Here is a 19,646-nt window from a genome sequence, read left to right on the forward strand (position 1 = left end):
GGGTACGGACGGGCACCGACAGTTTCGGTGAAAGCGCAGGTCAGGTGATCGACAGGTGGGCACGGTCGGCGGCCGAGCGGCCCGCGTCCCAGCCCGCCGCGCTGCGCACCGGCGTCGTCTTGGAGACGGTCCGGGTGAACATCGCGCCGAAGTACTCCTCCACGGCCTTCTTGCGCTCGGCCAGCACGGGGAGCAGCCGGTCGTCGTCCGGCGGCTCGTTCGCGGTCCGCAGCCGTTCCCCGATCCGGTGCGCGTACGACAACAGGAACGACTTGCGGTACGCCGCCGACCGCGCCTCGTCGCCCTTGCGCGCCTTCTCTCCCGCCGCCACCATCGCCCGCGTCGCCTGCACCAGCAACGACGCCGACAGCAGCTCGACGATCTCCAGGTCCAGCTCCTCGCCGACCAGCGCCACGAACCCCAGGTCGTACACCACGGCCCGGCACCGGTTGGCCTCCGCGACCACGTGCACGATGTGGGCCTTGCCGTCGAAGTACCGCTTGTCCAGCCACAACCGGCGTGACGTCGTCGTCGGCGCCTCGATCGGCATCCGCTCCAACGCGTGCCGCGTCACCAACTCCTGGGCCTTGGCCGACAACGCCTCCGCCTCGTCGGGGAACGCGGTCGACTCCGCCTTGGCCAGCAGCCCGCGGACCCGGTTGAGGATCTTGGGGTCGACGTGGTGGTGGTCGATCGCGGCCAGCGGCGTGCCCGGCTTCGGCACGATCACCGGCAGCCCCGGCAACGTGATCAGCACGGCGAGCACGGCCACCGCGGCGGCCACGGCGTCGTCCCGCAGCTCGATGTGCCTGGCCGCCCACTGGTCGACGTGCGGCCGCGCGACGTCCCACCAGACCGTCGCGCCGATCTCGGCCAGCTGCTCCTGCCAGCGCGGGTGCAACGCCGGGTACCGCGACGCCTCCCACGCCAGCGCGTCCACCAGGAACGACACAGCGCGCTCGTCCTCGTTGCGCCGCACGACCTCGTACACGTCGTAAGGCAGCCAGCCGTGCTCCCAGAGGTGCTCGAAGGCGCGCCCGAGGCCCGCCCGGATCGCGTCGTCCACGTCGGCCGGCGGGAGGTCGGAGGTGCGCGGCAGCCTGGCCCGGCGGTTCGCCGCGGCCCGCCACAACACCTCGCGCAGGGAGTCCACAACCGCCGATTGTCCCCTTTCGGGTGTGGTGTCCCCGCACCCGGTGCGCGTTGCGGCCCGAGGGGCGTCCCGACGTGCCAGCCTCGCGCGGTGAGCCGGAAGACGCAGGTCCCGAAGCGGCGGCCGATCGTGGTGGTGCGCCGTCCGCGGGGGACGCCGCTGACCGCGGCGCAACGCGAGGTCGTCCACCGCTGCCGCGCCCTGCCGCAGCTGCTCGACCCGTTGGAGGCCGAGCTCACCGTCAGCAGCGCGGTCGCCGACGTGCGGCCGGACGAGGAGTTCTGGGCGGGCCTGATCGACCACGCCGTGTCGCTGCCCAGCCGCCGCAACCACGCGCTGCTGCGCGTGCTCGCGGCCGTGCTCACCGGCCGTCCGCGCGAGTGGGCGGCGAACGCCGTCACCCCGGCCGGCCCACCTCTCGCGGTGGGCGGGGCGTGGATCTGCGACCGTTCCCTCGACGCCGGTTACCTCGCCCTGATCTGCGAGTACCGGTTCGGCCGCGACGAGCACGCGATGGTCTTCCTGATCGACGAGCTGACCGGCGGCATGATCCGCACCGCCTTCGTCACCCGCGACGTCGACACCGCCCGCCGCCGCCTGGCCGAGCAGGGCGTGCTCAACCCGATCGGCGCCGAGGCCGCGCACTGGCTCCTGGCCAAGTCCTACGACCGCCTGGACCGCGGCGCGGTGGCGGAGGTGGACGTCGAGGTGCGGCGGACCCGCCTGCTGGCCGGGCGGCGGATCGCCCTCGCGTTCGGCTGACGGCGAGTCCGGGGGCCTCCGCGGAACGGTCAGTAGTCCGCGGTGTGGCTTTCGATCACCCAGAGCGTGCCGCCGGTCGGTGAGGTGGCTTTGTCCTTCGCGTTGTAGCCGAGCATCAGGAACGTCCCCGGCGCGATCTCCACGCTCGACGGGTTCGCCTGGTCCGCCGCGCCGGAGTTGTACAGCGGGACGACGGTGTTCGCGGCCCACGTCGAGGTGGGGTTGGCGATCAGCATGCCGACGGTGGGGCGGTTCGTCCGCGCGCGGTCGCCGTAGGTGAACAGGACCTGCCCGGCGGAGGTCTTGAGCAGGTGGTGGGAGTTCGCCAGGACGCCGGTGAAGCTCTGGTACGCGAACGTCGGCGTGTCCGCGTAGGGGTTCCACCGGACGACGATCGCGGGCGAGCCGCCGCCGTCCTGCTCGGCCCGCACGACGGCGACGACGGTGGAGCCGAACTGGACGAAGCTGGGCTCGGTGTACGTGCGGCCGACCGGGTTGTCGTTGGTGATGATCTTGTGCGATCCGGACACCAGGAGCCGCGGGCTCAGGGTGGGCCGCCACGTCGCCCGGATGAAGTGCGCGCCGCCCGTCGTCCCGGTCGTGTAGACGGGGATCAGCACCTGGTCGACCTGGGTTCCGCTGTCCGCCAGCGCCAGCGCGCCGCCGTGGCTGTACGTGGCGGTGGCGATGCCGGGCGCGGTGAGCTGGACCGGGTCGGTGAACCGCGTCCAGCCCGGCTTCCACACCGAGTAGTAGACCCGGCCGCCGGGCACGAAGAACGTCAGCACGACGCTGCCGTCGTTCATCCTGCCGAGCTTCGGGTCGCGCGTGTCGACGCCCGCCATGGTGTCCGGGTTGGCGAGTGCGGGGGTGGGCGCGCTCCACGTGCGTCCGTTGGAGCCGCCGAACGACAGCTGGATCGTGCCGACCGCTCCGGCGTGCGCGGTCGCCCGGTGCCACACGGCCATCAGCCTGCCGTCGTCGAGCTTCACGATGTCCGGGAACCGGGCCTCGTACTCGCCGGGCTCCTGCACGATGTCCGCGACCATGCTCACGGTCGCGGACGCCGGTGGCGCGCCGACGCCTGCCAACGCCACCGAGGCCAGCAACGCCAACGCCCAACGGCCACGTGTCCTGACCATCCCCGGAACCCCCTCCGTCGCTGGTTCAGATCATGCGGGCACGGGGGAGTGGTGGGAAGCGATCGCGCCGGTGTCACCGGTATGGCGGATTCCCGGTCCACGCCGGGGAGCGGCCGGTCCCGGTGTAGCGTGCCGACCGCTTGGCGGATCCGAGGGGGATGTGAAGTGGCCGTCGTGGACGAGAACCCGTCGACCTCCGCCGGACCGCGGGGGTTCGCGGAGGGGTTGTTCCCGCCCGGCCCCGCCGAACGACGGCCGCGCGGCCGGCTCGTCCTCGGGTACGCCTTGGCGTTCCTCGCCGCGGTCGGGTTCCAGCTCCTCACGCCCGCCGGCCTGTCCCGGCTCGACCGCATGTGGGCCGAGGACGGCGCGCGGTTCCTGCTCGACGCCCTCACGCAGCCGTTCACGGCGAACGTGGTCGCGCCCTACGGCGGCTACCTGCACACGTTGCCCCGCCTGCTCGCCGAGGTGGCGTCGCTGTTCCCGCTCGACTGGGCCGCCGCCGTGATCGCGGTGTCGGCGGCGGCGCTGCGGGCCGTGGTGGCGTTGACCGCCTTCGCCGCGTCGGCCGGCTACCTGCGGTCGACGCCGGTGCGGTTCGCGCTGGCCGCGCTGGTCGTCGTGCTGCCGGCGGGGAACTCCGAGACGCTGGACAACCTCGCCAACGTGCACTGGTTCCTGGTCTACGGGGTGTTCTGGGCGTTGCTGTGGCGGTCGGCGCCGCTCGTCCCGGTCGCGGTGCTCGTCGTCCTCGCCACCCTGTCGAGCCCGCTGGCGTTCTTCCTGGCCCCCGTGGCGCTCCTGCGGTTGGCACTGCCCGGCCGACGCGATCGGGTGATCCCGATCGTGTTCCTCGTGGCGGCGGCGGCGCAGGGGCTCGCGATGGCGTTCGCCGAGCGGACCCCGTACTCGCACGACGCCGTCGACCCCGTGCAGGTGGTGCTCGCGGGATTGCTCAGGGTTCCGGTGGTGGCGTTCCTCGGATCGGAACCGGTCGACGAGGTCTATCCCGAGTTCGGCAACGTTCCCGTGGTGATCGCGCTGCTGCTCGTCGTCGTGCCGATCGTCGCCGGGTTGCGGTGGGCCGACCGCGCGGGACGATTCCTGGTGGTGCTCGGCGCCGTTTCCTGCGTCCTGGTGATCGCGGTCTCGTTGATCGCCAACTGGAGCGCCGCGCTGCAGGTGCAGAAACCCGGAGTGGTGATGGCCGCGCAGCGGTACAGCATCGCGCCGGCGCTGTTCCTCTTCACCGCGATGGCCGCCGGCGTGGACTCGGGGCTGCGCGGGCGGTTCGCGGGCGTGACGGCGTGGGCCGGGCGCGTGCTGGTGGGCGTCGCCGTGCTGGTGGGCGTTGTGCTGCACTTCACAGGCTCGGCCGGGGTGCTGGACGGTCGGCCGTGGGACGTCGGCGTGGCCGGGGCGGAGGCGCAGTGCGCGGCGGGCGACCGACCGGCCGGGCGAATCGTGCACGAGCCCGAGGGGTGGTACTTCGACCTGCCGTGCGAATACCTCGCGGATTGACGGCCGCGCGCTGGAACGGCATCGGCGCGAGTTAACCGCCGGAATGAAAAGAACCAGGTCGGCGGAATGCCGACCTGGTTCTCGTATTGTGCGCCGCCAGGGACTCGAACCCCGAACCCGCTGATTAAGAGTCAGCTGCTCTGCCAGTTGAGCTAGCGGCGCTCGGACTCTCTTGCTCTGTCCGACGCGAAGAACATTAGCACAGCGTCCGACGCGGCTCCCAATCGCCTGGTCAGGGCGGGTGTGCCGCCCTGGTGCAGGGGGAACTTCGCCTTGGTAACGATCCGGCATCTCGGGCAACATCGTCAACCCTCCGAGCGTCACCTTGTCAGGGGACACCGGACGAACTCTCGTAACGGGAAGTCCCGGTGTGTGTGGGGGACGAAGCGGAGGACGGGATGCACCGCAAGCGGGGGACGCGCAGAGCTCTGGAGCTCATCGCGATCGGGTTGGTCGCGACGTTGATCACAAGTTGTTCGTCGGGGTCGGCCGCGACCGGGGACGGCGCGGGGGAGCCGTCCACCACGACGTCGTCCACACCGCCGCCGAAGCCCGTGACGCTCACCACGGGCCCCGCGGACGCGGCGGTCGACGTGCCGCCCGGCGTGCCGGTCGTGGCGACGGCGAGCGACGGCAAGATCACGCAGGCCACGCTGACCAACGCGGACGGCAAGGTCGTCGCGGGCCAGGTCAGCCCGGACGGTCTGGTGTGGACGAACACGGAACCCCTGGGCTACCAGAAGACCTACACGCTCGCCGTCACGGGCCAGGGCACGGACGGCAAGCCGGTCACCAGGACGTCCACCTTCACCACCGTGAAGCCGCGCACGTTGACCTACCTGTCGGTCAACCCGCAGGACGGCACCACGGTCGGCGTCGGCCAGCCGCTGGCCTTCTACTTCGACGAGCCGATCGCCGACAAGGCCGCCGCCGAGGCGATGATCTCGATCACCACGGAGCCGCGCGTCGCGGGCGCCTTCTACTGGTTCGACGAGAAGACCGCGCACTGGCGGCCCCAGAACTACTGGACGCCCGGAACCAAGATCACGATCGACGCCAAGATCTACGGCAAGCACGTCGGCAACGGCGTCTACGGCGAGGAAGACCGCCTGATCACCACCACGATCGGCGACGCCGTGATCCACGAGGCGGACGGCCAGACCCACCAGGTCGTCACCAAGGTCAACGGCCAGGTCGTGCGCACCATGCCGACGTCCATGGGCGACGCGCAGAACCCCACCCCCACGGGCACCTACGTGCTCATGGAGAAGCACGCGCACATGGTGATGGACTCCCGCACGTACGGCCTGTCGCTGGAGGCGGGCGGCTACGTCACGCCGGTCGACTGGGCGTACCGCATGTCCAACTCGGGCATCTTCTTCCACAGCGCGCCGTGGTCGATCGGCGACCAGGGCCACCGCAACGTCAGCCACGGCTGCCTGAACCTGTCGCCCGAGAACGCCAAGTGGGTGTTCGACAACTCCAAGCAGGGCGACGTCGTGATCGTCACCAACTCGGGCGGCCCGGCGCTGGAGTCGTGGGACGGCTTCGGCGACTGGCAGATCCCGTGGGACCAGTGGACCAAGGGCAACCGCTGAGGACTAGACGTCCGTGACGCGGCCCGCCGCCACTTCCAGGCGGCGGGTCGTGCGCACCGCGTCCAGCATCCGCCGGTCGTGCGTGACGAGCAGCAGGGTGCCGGTGTACGAGTCGAGCGCCGACTCCAGCTGCTCGATCGCGGGCAGGTCGAGGTGGTTCGTCGGCTCGTCGAGCACCAGCAGGTTCACCCCGCGGGCCTGGAGCAGCGCCAGCGCCGCCCGGGTGCGCTCGCCGGGGGACAGGGACGCGGCGGGCCGCACCACGTGCGCCGCCTTCAGCCCGAACTTCGCCAGCAACGTGCGCACGTCGGCGGGCACCAGGTCCGGCACGGCCGCGCCGAAGGCGTCCAGCAGCGGCTCGTCGCCGAGGAACAGGCCGCGGGCCTGGTCGACCTCGCCCACCACCACGCCCGAGCCCAACGACGCGGAGCCCGAGGTCGGCGTGACGCGGCCCAGGAGCGTCGCGAGCAACGTCGACTTGCCCGAGCCGTTCGCGCCCGTGATGGCGATCCGGTCCGCCCAGTCCACCTGGAGGTCCACCGGGCCCAGCGTGAACGACCCGCGCGTCACCACCGCCGCCCGCAGCACCGCGACGACCGCGCCGGACCGGGGCGCGGCGGCGATCTCCATCCGCAGCTCCCACTCCTTGCGCGGCTCCTCGACGACGTCCAGCCGCTCGATCAGCCGTTCCGTCTGCCGCGCCTTGGACGCCTGCTTCTCGGTCGCCTCGGTGCGGAACTTGCGCCCGACCTTGTCGTTGTCGGGAGCCTTGCGCCGGGCGTTCTTGACGCCCTTCTCCATCCACGCCCGCTGGGCCCTGGCCCGCTCCTCCAACGACGCCCGCGTGGACGCGTACTCGTCGTACTCCTCCCGCGCGTGCCGGCGGGCGATCTCCCGTTCCTCCAGGTACGCCTCGTACCCGCCGCCGTAGGACCGCACCTGCTGCTGTGCCAGGTCCAGCTCCACCACGCGCGTCACCGTGCGGGCGAGGAACTCGCGGTCGTGCGACACCACGACGGCGCCCGCGCGCAGCCCGGTCACGAACCGCTCCAGCCGGGCCAGGCCGTCCAGGTCGAGGTCGTTGGTCGGCTCGTCCAGCAGGAACACGTCGTACCGGCTGAGCAGCAACGACGCCATGCTGACCCGCGCCGCCTGGCCGCCGGACAGGGCCGTCATCGGCAGGTCGAGCGAGACGTCCAGCCCGAGGTCGGCCGCGACCTCCAGCGACCGCTCCTCCAGGTCCGCGCCGCCCAGCGCGAGCCACCGCTCCAACGCCTCGGAGTAGCCGTCGTCCTCGCCCGCGGTCAACGCCTCGGTGGCCCGGTCCAGCTCGGCCTGCGCGTCCGCGACGCCCGTGCGGCGGGCCAGGAACGCGCGCACCGTCTCGCCCGGACGGCGGTCCGGCTCCTGCGGCAGGTGCCCGACCGTCGCCGTCACGGGGGAGAGGCGGATCACACCCCGCTCGGCGGGCAGCAGCCCGGCCAACGTCCGCAGCAACGTCGACTTGCCCGCGCCGTTGGCGCCGACCAGGCCGATCACGTCACCGGGCGCGACGACCAGGTCCAGACCCTCGAACAGCACGCGGTCGCCGTGGCCCGCGGCCAGGTCCTTCGCGACGAGTGTGGCGCTCATGACAACTCCACGGCAGGTGGCGGGGCGGACAAGGACGGACGGCGGCGGACAAAAGAAGACGCCCCTCGACACGAGGTCGAGGGGCGTTCCACTTGGGGTGAGTGACGGGACTTGAACCCGCGACACCTGGGATCACAACCCAGTGCTCTGCCAGCTGAGCTACACCCACCAAGACCGGCTGACCCGGCGGGTGAAGCATACAGTGCCCTGCCGCCGGGTCTGAAATCGACCCTATTTCAGGCCGTCGGCCGCCAGGAGTTCGGCCGCCACGGCCTGCGCCTGCTCCGACGACGGGCCGGGCTGCGGCACGAACGCCGTCCGCCGGTAGTACGCCAGCTCCCGGATCGACTCCACGATGTCGGCGAGCGCCCGGTGCGCCAGGCCCTTCTCGGGCTGCGCGTAGTAGATGCGCGGGTACCAGCGCCGGCACAGCTCCTTGATCGACGACACGTCGACCATGCGGTAGTGCAGGTGGGCGTCCAGCTCCGGCATGTCGCGGGCGATGAAGCCCCGGTCCGTCGCGATCGAGTTGCCCGCCAGCGGGGCGGTGCGCGGGTCCGGCACCCACTCCCGGATGTAGGCGAGCACCTGGGCCTCGGCGTCCGCGAGGGTCACCGACGACCGCCGGACCTCCTCGGTCAGCCCGGACTTGGCGTGCATCTGCATGACGACGTCGGGCATCGAGTCGAGCGCGGTGTCGTCGGCGTGGATCACCACGTCCACCCCGTCGCCGAGCACGTTCAGCTCCGCGTCCGTCACCAGCGCCGCGATCTCGATCAAGGCGTCCTTGCCCAGGTCGAGGCCGGTCATCTCGCAGTCGATCCACACCAGGCGATCCATCACCCGCGCGAGCCTAGTCGCCCGGCCGCCCGGGGCCCGCGTCGCTTCGGGTGGCGGCCCCTACCAATCTCATTACGCTCATGGCAATGACGGCCCAGAGCGACATCGCTGCCGGCTACGCCTCGGAGGGCGCGGCCATCGAACTCGGCGCCGTGCTCGTCGACGGCGCGGTGGAGCCGACCGCCCGCGTGCGGCTCCCGCTGGCCACGCTCAACCGGCACGGCCTGGTGGCCGGCGCGACCGGCACGGGCAAGACGAAGACGTTGCAGCTGATCGCCGAGCAGCTGTCGGCGGCCGGTGTCCCGGTGGTCATGGCGGACGTGAAGGGCGACCTGTCGGGCCTGTCGAAGCCGGGCGAGGGCGGCGACCGGGTCACCGCGCGGGCCGCCGACACCGGTGACGACTGGCGGGCGCAGGCGTGCCCGGTGCAGTTCCTGTCGCTGGGCACGGGCGGTGTCGGCGTGCCGGTGCGGGCGACCGTCACCAGCTTCGGCCCGATCCTGCTGTCGAAGGTGCTCGGGCTCAACGACACCCAGGAGTCCACGCTCGGGCTGATCTTCCACTGGGCCGACAAGCGCGGCCTGCCGCTGCTGGACACCAAGGACCTGCGGTCCGTGATCAGCCACCTCACCGGCGACGAGGGCAAGGAGGACCTGAAGGGCCTCGGCGGCGTCTCGTCGGCGACGGCGGGGGTGATCCTGCGGGCGCTGGTGAACCTGGAGGCGCAGGGCGGCGACACGTTCTTCGGCGAGCCGGAGCTGGACCCGCGCGACCTGATGCGCGCGGTCGACGGCAAGGGCGTCGTGTCGCTGCTGGAGCTGGCCGAGTTGCAGGCCAAGCCCGCGCTGTTCTCGACGTTCCTGATGTGGCTGCTGGCCGAGCTGTTCGAGGTGCTGCCCGAGGAGGGCGACCTCGACCAGCCGAAGCTCGTGTTCTTCTTCGACGAGGCGCACCTGCTGTTCGCGGACGCGTCCAAGGCGTTCCTGGAGCAGATCACCCAGACGGTGAAGCTCATCCGGTCCAAGGGCGTGGGCGTGTTCTTCTGCACGCAGCTCCCGACGGACGTGCCGAACGCCGTGCTGTCGCAGCTGGGCGCACGGGTGCAGCACGCGCTGCGGGCGTTCACGCCGGAGGACCAGGCGGCGCTGGCGAAGGCCGTGAAGACGTACCCGACGACGCCCCACTACGAGCTGGACGAGGCGTTGACGTCGCTGGGCATCGGCGAGGCGGTCGTGACGGTGCTGAGCGAGAAGGGCGCGCCGACACCGGTGGCGTGGACGCGGCTGCGCGCGCCGCGGTCCTTGATGGACACCATCGGGCCGGACGCGATCAAGGCGGCTGCCGCGTCGTCCGAGCTGCACGGCAAGTACGCGGAGACGATCGACCGCGAGTCGGCGTACGAGAAGCTGTCGGCGAAGGTGACGCCCCCGCCGACCCCGGCCGACGAGGAGCCGGAGGGGTCGGCGGAGGCGCCGGCCGAGGCGAAGCCGCGGCGCGACGAGCCGGGCGTGGTCGAGCAGGTGCTCGGCAACACGGCCGTCAAGTCGTTCCTGCGGTCAGCGGCGAGCGCCCTCGGGCGTGAGATCACCCGGGGCCTTTTCGGGACCGCCCGCAAGCGCCGCTGACCGCTTCACCTTCATGGACAGGAACGCGGCGCCGATGCTGAGCACGCCGGCGACGTACCAGGCGGGCGCGTAGTCGCCGAAGTGGTCGCGGGTGAGGCCGGCGGCGGTCGCGGCGACGGCGGCGCCGATCTGGTGCGACGCGAACACCCAGCCGAACACGACCGGCGCGGACAGGCCGAACACCTCGCGGCACAGCGCGACCGTGGGCGGCACCGTGGCGACCCAGTCGAGGCCGTAGAAGATGATGAACACCAGCATCGACGGGTGCACGGCGTCCATGAACAACTGCGGCAGGACCAGCAGCGACGCGCCGCGCAGGGCGTAGTAGACGGCGAGCAGGAGGCGCGGGTCGACGCGGTCGGTGAGCCAGCCGGACAGCACCGTGCCGACGATGTCGAAGATGCCGACCAGCGCGAGCAGGCCCGCGGCGGTCGTGGTGGGCATGCCGTGGTCGTGGGCGGCGGGGATGAAGTGCGTGCCCACCAGGCCGTTCGTGGTGGCCCCGCAGATCGCGAAGCCCGCCGCGAGGAACCAGAACGGGCCGGTGCGGGCGGCGCCGACCAGCGCGCTCACGGCACGGCGCGCGGACCCGCCGGTGGTCACCGGGACCGGCACGACCTCGTCACCGCCGTAGGGCGGGACGCCCAGGTCGGCCGGGTGGTCGCGGAGGAACAGCAGGACCAGCGGCACCACGGCGAGGGCCGCGACGGACACCACGATCGACGCCGTGCGCCAGCCCGACGACTCCGACAGCGCCGCGACCAGCGGCAGGAACACGAGCTGCCCCGTGGCGCCGCCCGCCGTCAGCACGCCGGTGACCAGGCCGCGGTGCTTGACGAACCAGCGGCCGGTGATCGTGGCGACGAACGCCAGCGCCATCGACCCCGTGCCCAGGCCGACCAGCACACCCCAGAACAGCACCAGTTGCCACGCCGTCGTCATGAACACCGTCAGCCCGCTGCCCACCGCGACCAGCGTCAACGCGCTCGCCACGACCTTGCGCACGCCGAGGCGTTCCATCAGGGCGGCGGCGAACGGCGCGGTCAGGCCGAACAGCACGAGGTTGACCGACACGGCGAAGCCGATGGTGCCGGTGGACCAGCCGAACTCGCTGCGCAGCGGTTCGATCAGCGCGCCCGGGGTCGCCCGGAACGCGGCGGCGCCGACCAGCGCGATGAAGCCGACGCCGGCGACCACCCATGCCCAGTTCTGCCTGTTGCGAATCACGTCGGAAGCGTGCGCGACCCAGCCCCGTCCGGGAAAGTGGCTCGATGGCCATCATGTGCAAGAATCCGGCCATGGACCGCCGTCACCTGGTCGCCGTGCTCGCCCTGGACGAGGTCGTCACGTTCGACCTGGGCACGCCGACGCAGATCTTCAGCGCCGCCCGTGACGAGGACGAGCGGCGCTTCTACCAGGTGAGGATCTGCACGCCGGGCGGTCGGCCGGTGCGCAGCTCGGGCCAGTTCACCATCACCCCGGACCACGGCCTCGAACTGCTGGCCGAGGCGGACACCGTCCTCGTGGCCGGCGTCCACTACGGCGCGCGGGTCCTGGAGGACGGCACGATCGAGCCGGAGGTGCGGGACGCCCTGCGTGCGGCCGTCGCCCGCGGCGCGCGCGTCCTGTCCATCTGCACGGGCGCGTTCGTGCTGGCCGCGGCCGGTCTGCTGGACGGGCGCCGGGCCACCACGCACTGGAGCCACGCCGACAACTTCCGCCGCCTGTTCCCGCACGTCGACCTCGACCCGGACGTGCTGTTCGTCGACGAGGGCGACATCCTCACGTCCGCGGGCGTCGGCGCGGGCGTCGACCTGTGCCTGCACCTCGTCCGGCACGACCACGGCAGCGAGATCGCCAACATGGCCGCCCGCCGGTGCGTCGTGCCACCGTGGCGGCCGGGCGGGCAGTCGCAGTACATCGTCCGCCCCATCCCGGATGTCACCGACACGTCCACCGCCCCCGCCCGCGCGTGGGCGCTGGAACACCTGCACGAGCCGCTGGACCTCCGCGCGCTGGCCGCGCACGTCCGCATGAGCGTCCGCACCTTCACCCGCCGGTTCCGCGAGGAGACCGGCGTGAGCCCCGGCAAGTGGATCACGCAGCAGCGCGTGGAACGGGCCCGGCACCTGCTGGAGACGACGGACCTGTCGGTCGACCAGGTGGCGCGGCACGCCGGTTTCGGCACGGGTGCGGCGCTGCGCCAGCAGATGAGCGCGATCCTGGGCGTCGCCCCCAGCGTCTACCGCACCACGTTCCGGTCAGCCGGCTAGCGCTTCCCGTTGGGGGCCGAGCCCGTGGACGGTGTCAGCCGTGCGCCGCGACTCGGGTGGTTCTCGGCATCCTGACCGCGCGGTCGTCCGGGAAGTCCTGCCGGAGGACCCGCACGTGCGCGGCGCGGAGGTCGGGGCCCGGTTCGACGCCGAGGTCGTCGACGAGACGTGACCGGATGCGGGCGAACTCCTCCAGTGCCGCCGCCTGCCTGCCGTCGGCGGCGAGCGTCACCAGGAGCTTGGCGTGCAGTCCTTCGTGCAGCGGCTCGTCGGCGACCAGCCGCCGCAGGCGTTCCACGGCCTCGCCGGGCACGCCCTGGTCCAGCGCGAGGTCGGCCAGGGCCACGGCCGCGGCCGACCGGCGGGCCGCGATCGACTGCACGGTGGGGTGCGGGTGGAGTTCGGGCAGGTCGGCGAGCACCCGGCCGCGCCACAGGTCCAGCGCTTCGCCGAGCGCGGTCACGTCGGCGCGGGCGGCCAGGGCGTCGAACGTCGTCACGTCCAGGTGGTCGTGGGGCAGGTCCAGCCGGTACCCGCCGCGTTCGGTGCGGACCGCCGACGGGTCGCCCAGCGTGGTCCGCACCCTGGCGACGTAGCCGTGCACGAGGTTCTGGTGCGCGGCCGGCGGGTCCTCGCCCCACAGGACGTCCACGATCTCGCCGTGGCCGACCACCCGGCCCGGGTGCACCGCGAGGAGACCCAGCAGCACGCGGGGCTTGCGCGATTCCCACCGGACCTCGCCGACTCCGGTCTCCACCACCAACGGGCCGAGCACGCCGATCCGCGGTCCGGTGGGCGGCCAGGTGAGACCGACCGCCGCGGCGATCTTCGCCAGCGACCGGGGCCGGGCGACCTGGCCCTGTTCGACGGCGCGAACGGTGCGCACGCTGACGTCCGCCCTGGTGGCCAGCTCCGACTGGGTCAGCCCCGCGTCGAGGCGGTGTCCGCGCACGGCCCGGGCGAATCGCGACAGCTGGTCGGCATCGCGCATCGGGCCATCGTGGCAGCGACCCGACGTCGTTGCCGCCGATTTTGCCCATTTTCCGTCACCGGTTAGCGTCAGAGCGTGATAATGGCAGGTCAGGGCATAGGTGTGACGTCGGCGTTGAGTGCAGCGAAACCTCCACCGGGCCGACTTAACGTGGTGCCGTGCGCAACGCTCCGTTTCTCCCCAGTGGCGTGACGCGAAGCGCACGACGCGGGGTGTTCCGGCCAGGGGGGACCGGCCGGGGCACCCCGCTCGGCGCTCCCGTCAGCGCTCCAGGAACGGCCGCAGCAGGTCGGGCACGGCGGCGTCGGCGAGGGCCAGGCCGTCGGCCTCCGCGACGTCGATGACGTGGTACGCGCCGTTGCCCGCGGCGGTGGTGGCGGAGATCGTGACCAGGCCCGCGCGGCGTTGGAAGAACGAGCGGGAGACCCGCCAGCCGATGATGCCGGTCCGTTGCAGCGCAACGGTTTCCCGGATCGCGGAACCCTGGCGGGCGAGCAGGTGGCGGTCGGTCAGGGCGTGGCCGAGGGAGCGGTAGCGGTCCCAGCCGAGGGCGGCCGAGAACGGGACCAGGGCCAGCACGACCTGCCACGTCCAGCTCGGCGCGAACCACGGCAGGACGGCCGCGAGCACGAGCAGCGGGGCGACGGCGCGCAGCATCCGGCGGCGCAGCGCGGCGAGCGGGTGCCGGCGCGGCGGCGTCGAGGTCGGCGACTCGTCCTGCCGGAGGACCGCCGCGGACACCCGGTGCGCCTCGGCGACCGGCGCGGGCGGCAGGAGCAGGTTGCTCTCGCCCTTGCGGCCCAGACCCGTGGTCACCGTCTTGGCGTGCGCACCGCGCCCGGCCCGCAGCAACAGCGGTTCGATTAGTTCGACGCCGCGGAGTCGTTGCTCCGCAACGGAAACCGAACGCGTGGTGAGCAGGCCCCGGCGCACCCGGACCGTGTCGTCGGGCTCGCGGGTCAGCCGGTAGCCCCAGAACTGCACCACGTACACCAGGACGGAGCCGAGGGTGGCGACCAGCAGCACGACGCCCGCGAACAACGCGACGGTCAACCCGATCGGCTGGTCCGCGACCCAGTGCGCGGCCTCCGTCATCGGGTCGAGCACCTCGATGTCCAGCTCCCGCGCGAAGTTCATCACGAACCCGAACAACGCGCCGGCCGCCACCAGGCCGGACAACGTCAGCGGCGCGTACCGGAGCCACGCGTTGTCCCATTGGGACAGAACGACACCCGGTCGCTCCGCGGGTTCCGCGGACTCCTCGGCGGACGCGTCGGAACGCGCGATGGTGAGCAGCAGCACGCGCAGGCGCTCGGCTTCGCCCGACGACACGGCGTCCAGCGTCAGCCCGTCCTCGCCCGGCTGGTCGCGCTGCCCCGTGCCGACGCGGATCGCGGACAGCCCGAACAGCCGGTGCCCGAGCTTCGCGGTCAGGTCGACGGTCCGGATGCGGTCACGCGGCACCGCCAAGCGCTTGCGCACGAACAGGCCGGTGTGCATCTCGACCTGCTCGGTGGTGATCCGGTACCGGGTGGTGAGCCACCGCAGCAGCCCGAACAGCACGATCGCCACGATCACGCCGCCGCTCGCCAGCAGCCGCCACGTCTCGCCCCGGCCGAGCACGAGCAGGCCGACGAAGAGCGGCACCAGGCCCAGCAGCTCGTTGAGCGGCCGGACGATGAGCATCCGCACGTCCAGCCGGTGCCAGTCGACGACGGGCTCGGCGTACTCGGGGGCGGCGGGCAGGTCGGTGGTCACGTCGCGTCACCCGGCGTGGCCTGGGTCGTGGTGGTCAGCTCGTCGGCCAGCCGCACCGCGTCGTCGTGGGCCAGCCCTTCGATGAGCACCGGCCCGGCGGCCGACGCCGTGGTCACCGTCACGGTGGACAGGCCGAGCAGCTGCTGCAGCGGGCCCCGCTTGGTGTCCACGGTCTGGATGCGCGAGACGGGCGCTATGCGCCACTCCTGGTTCAGCCAGCCGGCCAGCGTGTACACCGCGTCCGGGGTGGCCTCCCAGCGGTGCACGCGGTACCGCCAGCGCGGCATCACCAGCGTGTGCGCGGTGCCGAGCACCAGGGTCGCGACGGCGGCGGCCACCTGCCACGGCGACGCGGCGAAGACCAGCACGACCGCCTGCGGCACGAGCAGCACCGTCCAGCCGATCAGCGCGTGCAGGGTCCACAGGGTGATCGACTTGCGGCTCACCTGGTGCCGCGGCGCACGCAGGCGCAACACTTCGTTGCTCACGCCGTCCACTGTGCCTCAAGGCCGAGCCCGCGTGCGCGCGAACCCGGCCTCAAGAAGACGTCAGGGCTGCGTGTACGGCGTCTGGAAGATCCTGGCCTCTGCCGCGCTGTCGCTCTGAAGGGCCGCGGGCACACCGACGACGACTGTGAGGCCCACGCCCAGGGCCAGCACAGTCATGATCTTGCGCAGCAAGTGCACAACCATCGTCAGATCTCCATTCCATCGGGGCGGCTTGTCGGCAGGGGGGAGCCGGACCAGATCCGCGGAGACGCCCGGAAGCGTCCAAGCGGAGCATGGCACAGGAAGGTCACGGCGGTCATCACCCAGTTCGCACTTCGCCAACTGGGCACTACGCCGGCACGGGACTCTCAGAGGCGTTGAACGGCGGGCACAGAGCGTAATGAGACGGAGAGGAGTGCTCACCGCAGTTCCCGCTTGAGCACCTTCCCGGTCGCGTTGCGCGGCAGGGAGTCGACGAACACCACGTCACGCGGCACCGAGAACCGGGCAAGGTTGTCGCGCACGTGCTCGCGCACCGCGTCCTCGTCCAGCGCGCCGGGTTCGTCGCACACCACGTACGCGGCGAGGCGGTGGCCGAACTCCTCGTCCGGCACGCCGACCACGGCCGCCTCCCGCACCCCGGGAAGGCCCGCGAGCAGGTCCTCGACCTCGCGCGGGTACACGTTCTCGCCGCCGGAGACGATCATCTCGTCGTCCCGCCCGGCCACGAACAGCAGCCCGTCGTCGTCGCGGTACCCGACGTCGCCGGTGGCCATCAGGCCGTCGCGGACCTCTTTGCCGCTGCCGTTGGTGTAGCCGTCGAACAGCATGTCGTTGGCCACGAAGATGCGGCCGGTGACGCCGACGGGCACCGCGTCGCCGTGCTCGTCGAGGATCGCGAGGCGGGTGCCGTGCGGCGGCAGGCCGGCGGTGTCCGGGCGTCGGCGCAGCTCGTCCGGACGGGCGATGCTCACCCACGACACCTCGGTCGAGCCGTACAGGTTGTAGAGGACCGGGCCGAGATCCCGCAGGCACCGCCGCGCCACAGGTGGCGGCAGGGCCGAGCCGCTGGACGCGACCACCCGCAGGTCGGGCAGGTCCGGACGCCCGTCGACGTCGAGGACGCGGTGCAGCATCACGGGGACGACGAACAGCGCGTCGCAGCGGTGCCGGCGGGCGTCGGCGACGGTCTGCTCCGGGTCGAACTTCCGCCGCAGCACGAAGGTCGCGCCGAGCACGAGCCCGATCTGGAACGCGGCCAGGCCCCAGGTGTGGAACAGGGGCACCGGCACGGAGAACCGGTCGCCCGCGCGCAGCGGTATGCGGGACAGCAGGGCGGCGGCGGGCGTGAGGCTCGCGGGTTCCGGCCGCCTGGCGCCCTTGGGCGCGCCGGTGGTGCCGGACGTCAGCACGATCATCCGGCCGCGCGGCGGGCGTCCGGGCAGCGGTGTGGCGGGGGAGTCGGCGATCAGCTGGTCCAGCGTCCGGCTCTTGGTGGCGCCGTCGACCCACGCCATCACCCGGCGGACCTTGCGCGGCGCGTTGGCCAGCAGGGCGCGGAACTCGGTGTCGGCGACGACCACGGTGACGTCCTGCTCGCGCAGCACGGTCGCGACCTGGGCCGGGCTCAGCCCCGTGTTCAGCAGCACGGTGTGCGCGCCGAGCTTCACGCACGCGGTGACGGTCTCCACGAAACCGCGGTGGTTGCGGCACAGCACGGCCACCTTCGAACCGGCCCGCACGCCCAGGTCGTGCAGGCCGTGCGCCAACCGGGTGGTCCGCTCGTCGACCTCGGCGTAGGTGAGCGTCCCGGCGTCGTCGACGATCGCGGGCCGGTCGGGGTGCCGGGCGGCGCCGGTCGCGAACCCGAATGCCACCGTGACGCCCCACCGCAGGAAGGCGTCCACGACGCCGAGCAGCCGGTCGGGGCGCATCGGCCGCACGACACCGGCGCGCACCAAGGTCGCCAAGGCGCGCAGCGCGCCCACGACCCGGTTCACCGGACCACCCGCGCGAACCCGGAGGCGGCGCCGCTCGCACCGGCCGTCACCCGGCTGGACGCGGCCGGCGCGCACGCCGGGCGGGCGACGGACCTCGATGGGGTGATCAGGGCTCCCGAGCTGGAGGCGTAGGTGCTCACAGCCCGATACTGGCACTACCTACCCGCGAGTAGGAAGAGGGCGGGCGAAATGGGGGTCAGTTCTCCGGGGTGCCGGACGCGTTCACCACCGCGTCGCGCAGGGCCGCGCGCAGGCGGCCCACCTCCAACGGCGTCAGCACGGCCGCCTCGCCCGGCGGCACGGTGACCACGACGTGGCCCTGGCTGACGAAGACGGTCATGTCCCGGCGACGGGATGCGATGTCGCGGCAGGAAATCTGCCACTCCTTGCCTGTACCCACGGCCCCCAACCTCCAGCTGTGTCGACACGGGGTGCTCGGACCAAACCGGGCGCTCGCGGGGAAGAGACGCACGCGGGTTGGTGCCATGACGGGGAATTCCCGTCGGGCGACCGTGCCGAGCTGTCGCTAGCGTCGCATGGGGACCTCATCCAGTCACCTGGAAGCGTGAAAAAGGGCAGAGTGGCAACAGATCGTAATAATCGGATCGGGGTCGGCCGCCGCCGATGACGCGGGCGTCGGTGATTGGGTGGTGAATTCAGTCGACGGGGTGCGTCACAGGCACGACCCGGTGTCGGCCCGGTGGTCGGACGCGATCAGCCGCTCCAGCAGCTCCCGCAACACGTCGGCCTCGCGCGGTTCCAGCCCGGCCGTGAAGTCCCGCTCCACCGCGAGGTGCAGCCGCTCGACGTCCGCCTGCACCGCCCGCCCCGGATCGGTGATCACGGGCACCCGCACGCGCCGGTCGCCCGGGTCCGGCCGCCGCACGACCAGGCCCGCGCGTTCCAGCCGGTCCAGCTCGGCGGTCAACGTCGTCTTGTCGAGGCCGAGGGCCTGGCCGAGCGCGAGCTGGGTGCGGCGGGACTCCTCGCCGGCCAACGCGGTCAGCACGACCTGCCCGCGCGTGGTGATGCCGTGCCGTGCCGCCGCCTCCTGCGCGACCGCGCCCAACTTCTGCGCCGCGCGGTGCAGCAGCCAGTTGAGGCCCGCACGACCGGCATCGGCGGCGACGTCCATGCCGTCGACCCTACCCGCGACATAGTCCCAGCTCGGAGCATCTTCACCGGGAAGTGCGGGCGGTCGACCGGCGCCGCGTCCTCCCTTCACCCGATGGGGGTGGCTGCACCGGACTGACACACTGGTCCGCGAAGTCGGGAGGTGCGATGTCCGAGTCGATCGCCGCGGCCGTCGTGCGGGCGGCCGAGTTGACCGCCCGCGGCCTGCCCCGCAAGGCGATCGACCTGCTCCGGCCCGTCCTGGTCGCGAACCCCCTGCACGGCGAGGCGTGGTGCCGGCTGGCCGCCGCGCACCTCGACGCCGGCGAGCCCGACCCGGCGCTGGACGCGGCGAAGCGCGCCCTCGTCCTCAACGGCGACACCGTGTGGGCGCAACGGCTCACCGCGCTGGCGTTGAGCGAACTCGGCCGGCACGCCGAAGCCGTCGTGGCGGCGCGGGAGTGCGTGCGCCGCAAACCGGACGACTGGCGGTGCCAGGTCGTGCTCGCCGAGGTGCTGGCGGAGGACCCGAAGGGGCTCCACGAGGCCGTGGACGTCGCCCGGCGGGCCGCCCACCTGGCGCCGTCCGAGGCCCGTGCGTTCCAAGTGCTGGGTGACGCCGCCCTGCGGCTGCGGGACTGGGGCACCGCCGAACGCGCCTACCGCACCGCGCTGCGGCTGGACGCCGGCGCCGACGACGTCCGCGCCAACCTGGGCACGGTGCGGCGCAAGCGCGGCGGCGCGCCCGTG

19 protein-coding genes and 2 tRNA genes are annotated in these 19,646 nt (G+C 72.5%); 6 read left to right on the top strand and 15 right to left on the bottom strand.

Features of this window, described 5'->3' with window-relative positions; translation table 11 throughout:
- Positions 1 to 40: 40 nt before the first annotated feature.
- Positions 41 to 1,153: a DUF2786 domain-containing protein gene (locus ACFQ3T_RS09855; RefSeq protein WP_380722551.1), complete on the bottom strand. Its 1,113-nt coding sequence runs from the start codon at positions 1,151 to 1,153 to the stop codon at positions 41 to 43.
- A gap of 90 nt (positions 1,154 to 1,243) precedes the next feature.
- Here ACFQ3T_RS09855 and ACFQ3T_RS09860 point away from each other — a divergent pair, with 90 nt between their 5' ends.
- Positions 1,244 to 1,915, top strand: a complete 672-nt coding sequence (locus tag ACFQ3T_RS09860) for a hypothetical protein (RefSeq protein WP_380722553.1) — start codon at positions 1,244 to 1,246, stop codon at positions 1,913 to 1,915.
- 29 nt (positions 1,916 to 1,944) lie between these two features.
- Here ACFQ3T_RS09860 and ACFQ3T_RS09865 read toward each other — a convergent pair whose 3' ends face one another.
- Entirely contained in the window at positions 1,945 to 3,057 is a 1,113-nt protein-coding gene (locus tag ACFQ3T_RS09865) for a sialidase family protein (protein ID WP_380722555.1), read from the bottom strand.
- A gap of 165 nt (positions 3,058 to 3,222) precedes the next feature.
- On the opposite strand from ACFQ3T_RS09865, the gene ACFQ3T_RS09870 reads away from it, so the two are divergent.
- Positions 3,223 to 4,578 (top strand): hypothetical protein, encoded by a 1,356-nt coding sequence (locus tag ACFQ3T_RS09870; RefSeq protein ID WP_380722557.1) that lies wholly within the window; start codon positions 3,223 to 3,225, stop codon positions 4,576 to 4,578.
- Positions 4,579 to 4,667: 89 nt separating this feature from the next.
- Here the strand turns inward: ACFQ3T_RS09870 and ACFQ3T_RS09875 are convergent.
- Positions 4,668 to 4,740 (bottom strand) — tRNA-Lys (locus tag ACFQ3T_RS09875).
- Positions 4,741 to 4,976: 236 nt separating this feature from the next.
- On the opposite strand from ACFQ3T_RS09875, the gene ACFQ3T_RS09880 reads away from it, so the two are divergent.
- Positions 4,977 to 6,176 carry a L,D-transpeptidase gene (locus ACFQ3T_RS09880; protein WP_380722559.1) on the top strand — a complete coding sequence of 400 codons (1,200 nt, stop codon included), beginning with the start codon at positions 4,977 to 4,979 and terminating at the stop codon, positions 6,174 to 6,176.
- Positions 6,177 to 6,179: 3 nt separating this feature from the next.
- Here the strand turns inward: ACFQ3T_RS09880 and ACFQ3T_RS09885 are convergent, their stop codons facing one another.
- The 3 genes from ACFQ3T_RS09885 to orn form a co-directional block, all read right to left on the bottom strand.
- Positions 6,180 to 7,808, bottom strand: coding sequence for an ABC-F family ATP-binding cassette domain-containing protein (locus tag ACFQ3T_RS09885; protein ID WP_380722561.1), 1,629 nt, complete (start codon positions 7,806 to 7,808; stop codon positions 6,180 to 6,182).
- A 93-nt stretch (positions 7,809 to 7,901) separates the two neighbouring features.
- Positions 7,902 to 7,977, bottom strand: a tRNA-His gene (locus ACFQ3T_RS09890).
- Positions 7,978 to 8,039: 62 nt separating this feature from the next.
- On the bottom strand, positions 8,040 to 8,651 hold the full coding sequence (gene orn / locus ACFQ3T_RS09895) for an oligoribonuclease (protein WP_380722563.1): 612 nt from the start codon (positions 8,649 to 8,651) through the stop codon (positions 8,040 to 8,042).
- An 83-nt stretch (positions 8,652 to 8,734) separates the two neighbouring features.
- Between orn and ACFQ3T_RS09900 the strand changes: the two genes are divergently transcribed.
- Entirely contained in the window at positions 8,735 to 10,273 is a 1,539-nt protein-coding gene (locus ACFQ3T_RS09900; protein ID WP_380722565.1) for a helicase HerA-like domain-containing protein, read from the top strand.
- On the opposite strand, the gene ACFQ3T_RS09905 is transcribed toward ACFQ3T_RS09900, so the two are convergent.
- Positions 10,205 to 11,500 carry an MFS transporter gene (locus ACFQ3T_RS09905; protein WP_380722567.1) on the bottom strand — a complete coding sequence of 432 codons (1,296 nt, stop codon included), beginning with the start codon at positions 11,498 to 11,500 and terminating at the stop codon, positions 10,205 to 10,207. The genes ACFQ3T_RS09900 and ACFQ3T_RS09905 overlap by 69 nt on opposite strands.
- Before the next feature lie 71 nt (positions 11,501 to 11,571).
- Here ACFQ3T_RS09905 and ACFQ3T_RS09910 point away from each other — a divergent pair, with 71 nt between their 5' ends.
- A complete protein-coding gene (locus tag ACFQ3T_RS09910; RefSeq protein ID WP_380722569.1) occupies positions 11,572 to 12,546 on the top strand; it encodes a GlxA family transcriptional regulator in 975 nt (324 codons plus the stop codon).
- Positions 12,547 to 12,580: 34 nt separating this feature from the next.
- Here ACFQ3T_RS09910 and ACFQ3T_RS09915 read toward each other — a convergent pair whose 3' ends face one another.
- From ACFQ3T_RS09915 to ACFQ3T_RS09950, 8 genes are all read right to left on the bottom strand, one after another.
- On the bottom strand, positions 12,581 to 13,537 hold the full coding sequence (locus ACFQ3T_RS09915) for a BTAD domain-containing putative transcriptional regulator (RefSeq protein ID WP_380722571.1): 957 nt from the start codon (positions 13,535 to 13,537) through the stop codon (positions 12,581 to 12,583).
- Positions 13,538 to 13,798: 261 nt separating this feature from the next.
- Positions 13,799 to 15,223, bottom strand: a complete 1,425-nt coding sequence (locus ACFQ3T_RS09920) for a PH domain-containing protein (protein WP_380722590.1) — start codon at positions 15,221 to 15,223, stop codon at positions 13,799 to 13,801.
- Positions 15,224 to 15,291: 68 nt separating this feature from the next.
- A complete protein-coding gene (locus ACFQ3T_RS09925; RefSeq protein WP_380722573.1) occupies positions 15,292 to 15,783 on the bottom strand; it encodes a PH domain-containing protein in 492 nt (163 codons plus the stop codon).
- Between the two features lie 60 nt (positions 15,784 to 15,843).
- The gene (locus ACFQ3T_RS09930) at positions 15,844 to 15,987 is read right to left on the bottom strand and encodes a hypothetical protein (RefSeq protein WP_380722574.1); all 144 of its coding nucleotides are present in this window, start codon (positions 15,985 to 15,987) and stop codon (positions 15,844 to 15,846) included.
- A 215-nt stretch (positions 15,988 to 16,202) separates the two neighbouring features.
- Complete coding sequence (locus tag ACFQ3T_RS09935) at positions 16,203 to 17,783, bottom strand: AMP-binding protein (RefSeq protein WP_380722576.1); 1,581 nt, start codon at positions 17,781 to 17,783, stop codon at positions 16,203 to 16,205.
- The gene (locus ACFQ3T_RS09940) at positions 17,780 to 17,923 is read right to left on the bottom strand and encodes a hypothetical protein (RefSeq protein ID WP_380722577.1); all 144 of its coding nucleotides are present in this window, start codon (positions 17,921 to 17,923) and stop codon (positions 17,780 to 17,782) included. The genes ACFQ3T_RS09935 and ACFQ3T_RS09940 overlap by 4 nt, the downstream gene beginning before the upstream one ends.
- Positions 17,924 to 17,979: 56 nt before the next feature.
- Positions 17,980 to 18,183, bottom strand: a complete 204-nt coding sequence (locus ACFQ3T_RS09945; protein ID WP_380722579.1) for a hypothetical protein — start codon at positions 18,181 to 18,183, stop codon at positions 17,980 to 17,982.
- Positions 18,184 to 18,456: 273 nt separating this feature from the next.
- Positions 18,457 to 18,918 carry a MarR family winged helix-turn-helix transcriptional regulator gene (locus ACFQ3T_RS09950; protein WP_380722580.1) on the bottom strand — a complete coding sequence of 154 codons (462 nt, stop codon included), beginning with the start codon at positions 18,916 to 18,918 and terminating at the stop codon, positions 18,457 to 18,459.
- Between the two features lie 146 nt (positions 18,919 to 19,064).
- Here ACFQ3T_RS09950 and ACFQ3T_RS09955 point away from each other — a divergent pair.
- Positions 19,065 to 19,646, top strand: a 582-nt coding sequence (locus ACFQ3T_RS09955) for a tetratricopeptide repeat protein (RefSeq protein WP_380722582.1), incomplete at its 3' end; no start/stop codon positions are given.

This window comes from Saccharothrix hoggarensis (genome assembly GCF_042678885.1).
Classification (GTDB): Bacteria; Actinomycetota; Actinomycetes; order Mycobacteriales; family Pseudonocardiaceae; genus Actinosynnema; species Actinosynnema hoggarensis.

What these genes read in the sequence shown, in the direction of transcription:
- ACFQ3T_RS09865 (WP_380722555.1), bottom strand. Translation starts at nt 3,057, where the DNA reads ATGGTCAGGACACGTGGCCGTTGGGCGTTGGCGTTGCTGGCCTCGGTG.
- ACFQ3T_RS09880 (WP_380722559.1), top strand. Translation starts at nt 4,977, where the DNA reads ATGCACCGCAAGCGGGGGACGCGCAGAGCTCTGGAGCTCATCGCGATC.
- ACFQ3T_RS09885 (WP_380722561.1), bottom strand. Translation starts at nt 7,808, where the DNA reads ATGAGCGCCACACTCGTCGCGAAGGACCTGGCCGCGGGCCACGGCGAC.
- ACFQ3T_RS09900 (WP_380722565.1), top strand. Translation starts at nt 8,735, where the DNA reads ATGACGGCCCAGAGCGACATCGCTGCCGGCTACGCCTCGGAGGGCGCG.
- ACFQ3T_RS09910 (WP_380722569.1), top strand. Translation starts at nt 11,572, where the DNA reads ATGGACCGCCGTCACCTGGTCGCCGTGCTCGCCCTGGACGAGGTCGTC.
- ACFQ3T_RS09915 (WP_380722571.1), bottom strand. Translation starts at nt 13,537, where the DNA reads ATGCGCGATGCCGACCAGCTGTCGCGATTCGCCCGGGCCGTGCGCGGA.
- ACFQ3T_RS09920 (WP_380722590.1), bottom strand. Translation starts at nt 15,223, where the DNA reads ATGCTCATCGTCCGGCCGCTCAACGAGCTGCTGGGCCTGGTGCCGCTC.
- ACFQ3T_RS09930 (WP_380722574.1), bottom strand. Translation starts at nt 15,987, where the DNA reads ATGGTTGTGCACTTGCTGCGCAAGATCATGACTGTGCTGGCCCTGGGC.
- ACFQ3T_RS09950 (WP_380722580.1), bottom strand. Translation starts at nt 18,918, where the DNA reads ATGGACGTCGCCGCCGATGCCGGTCGTGCGGGCCTCAACTGGCTGCTG.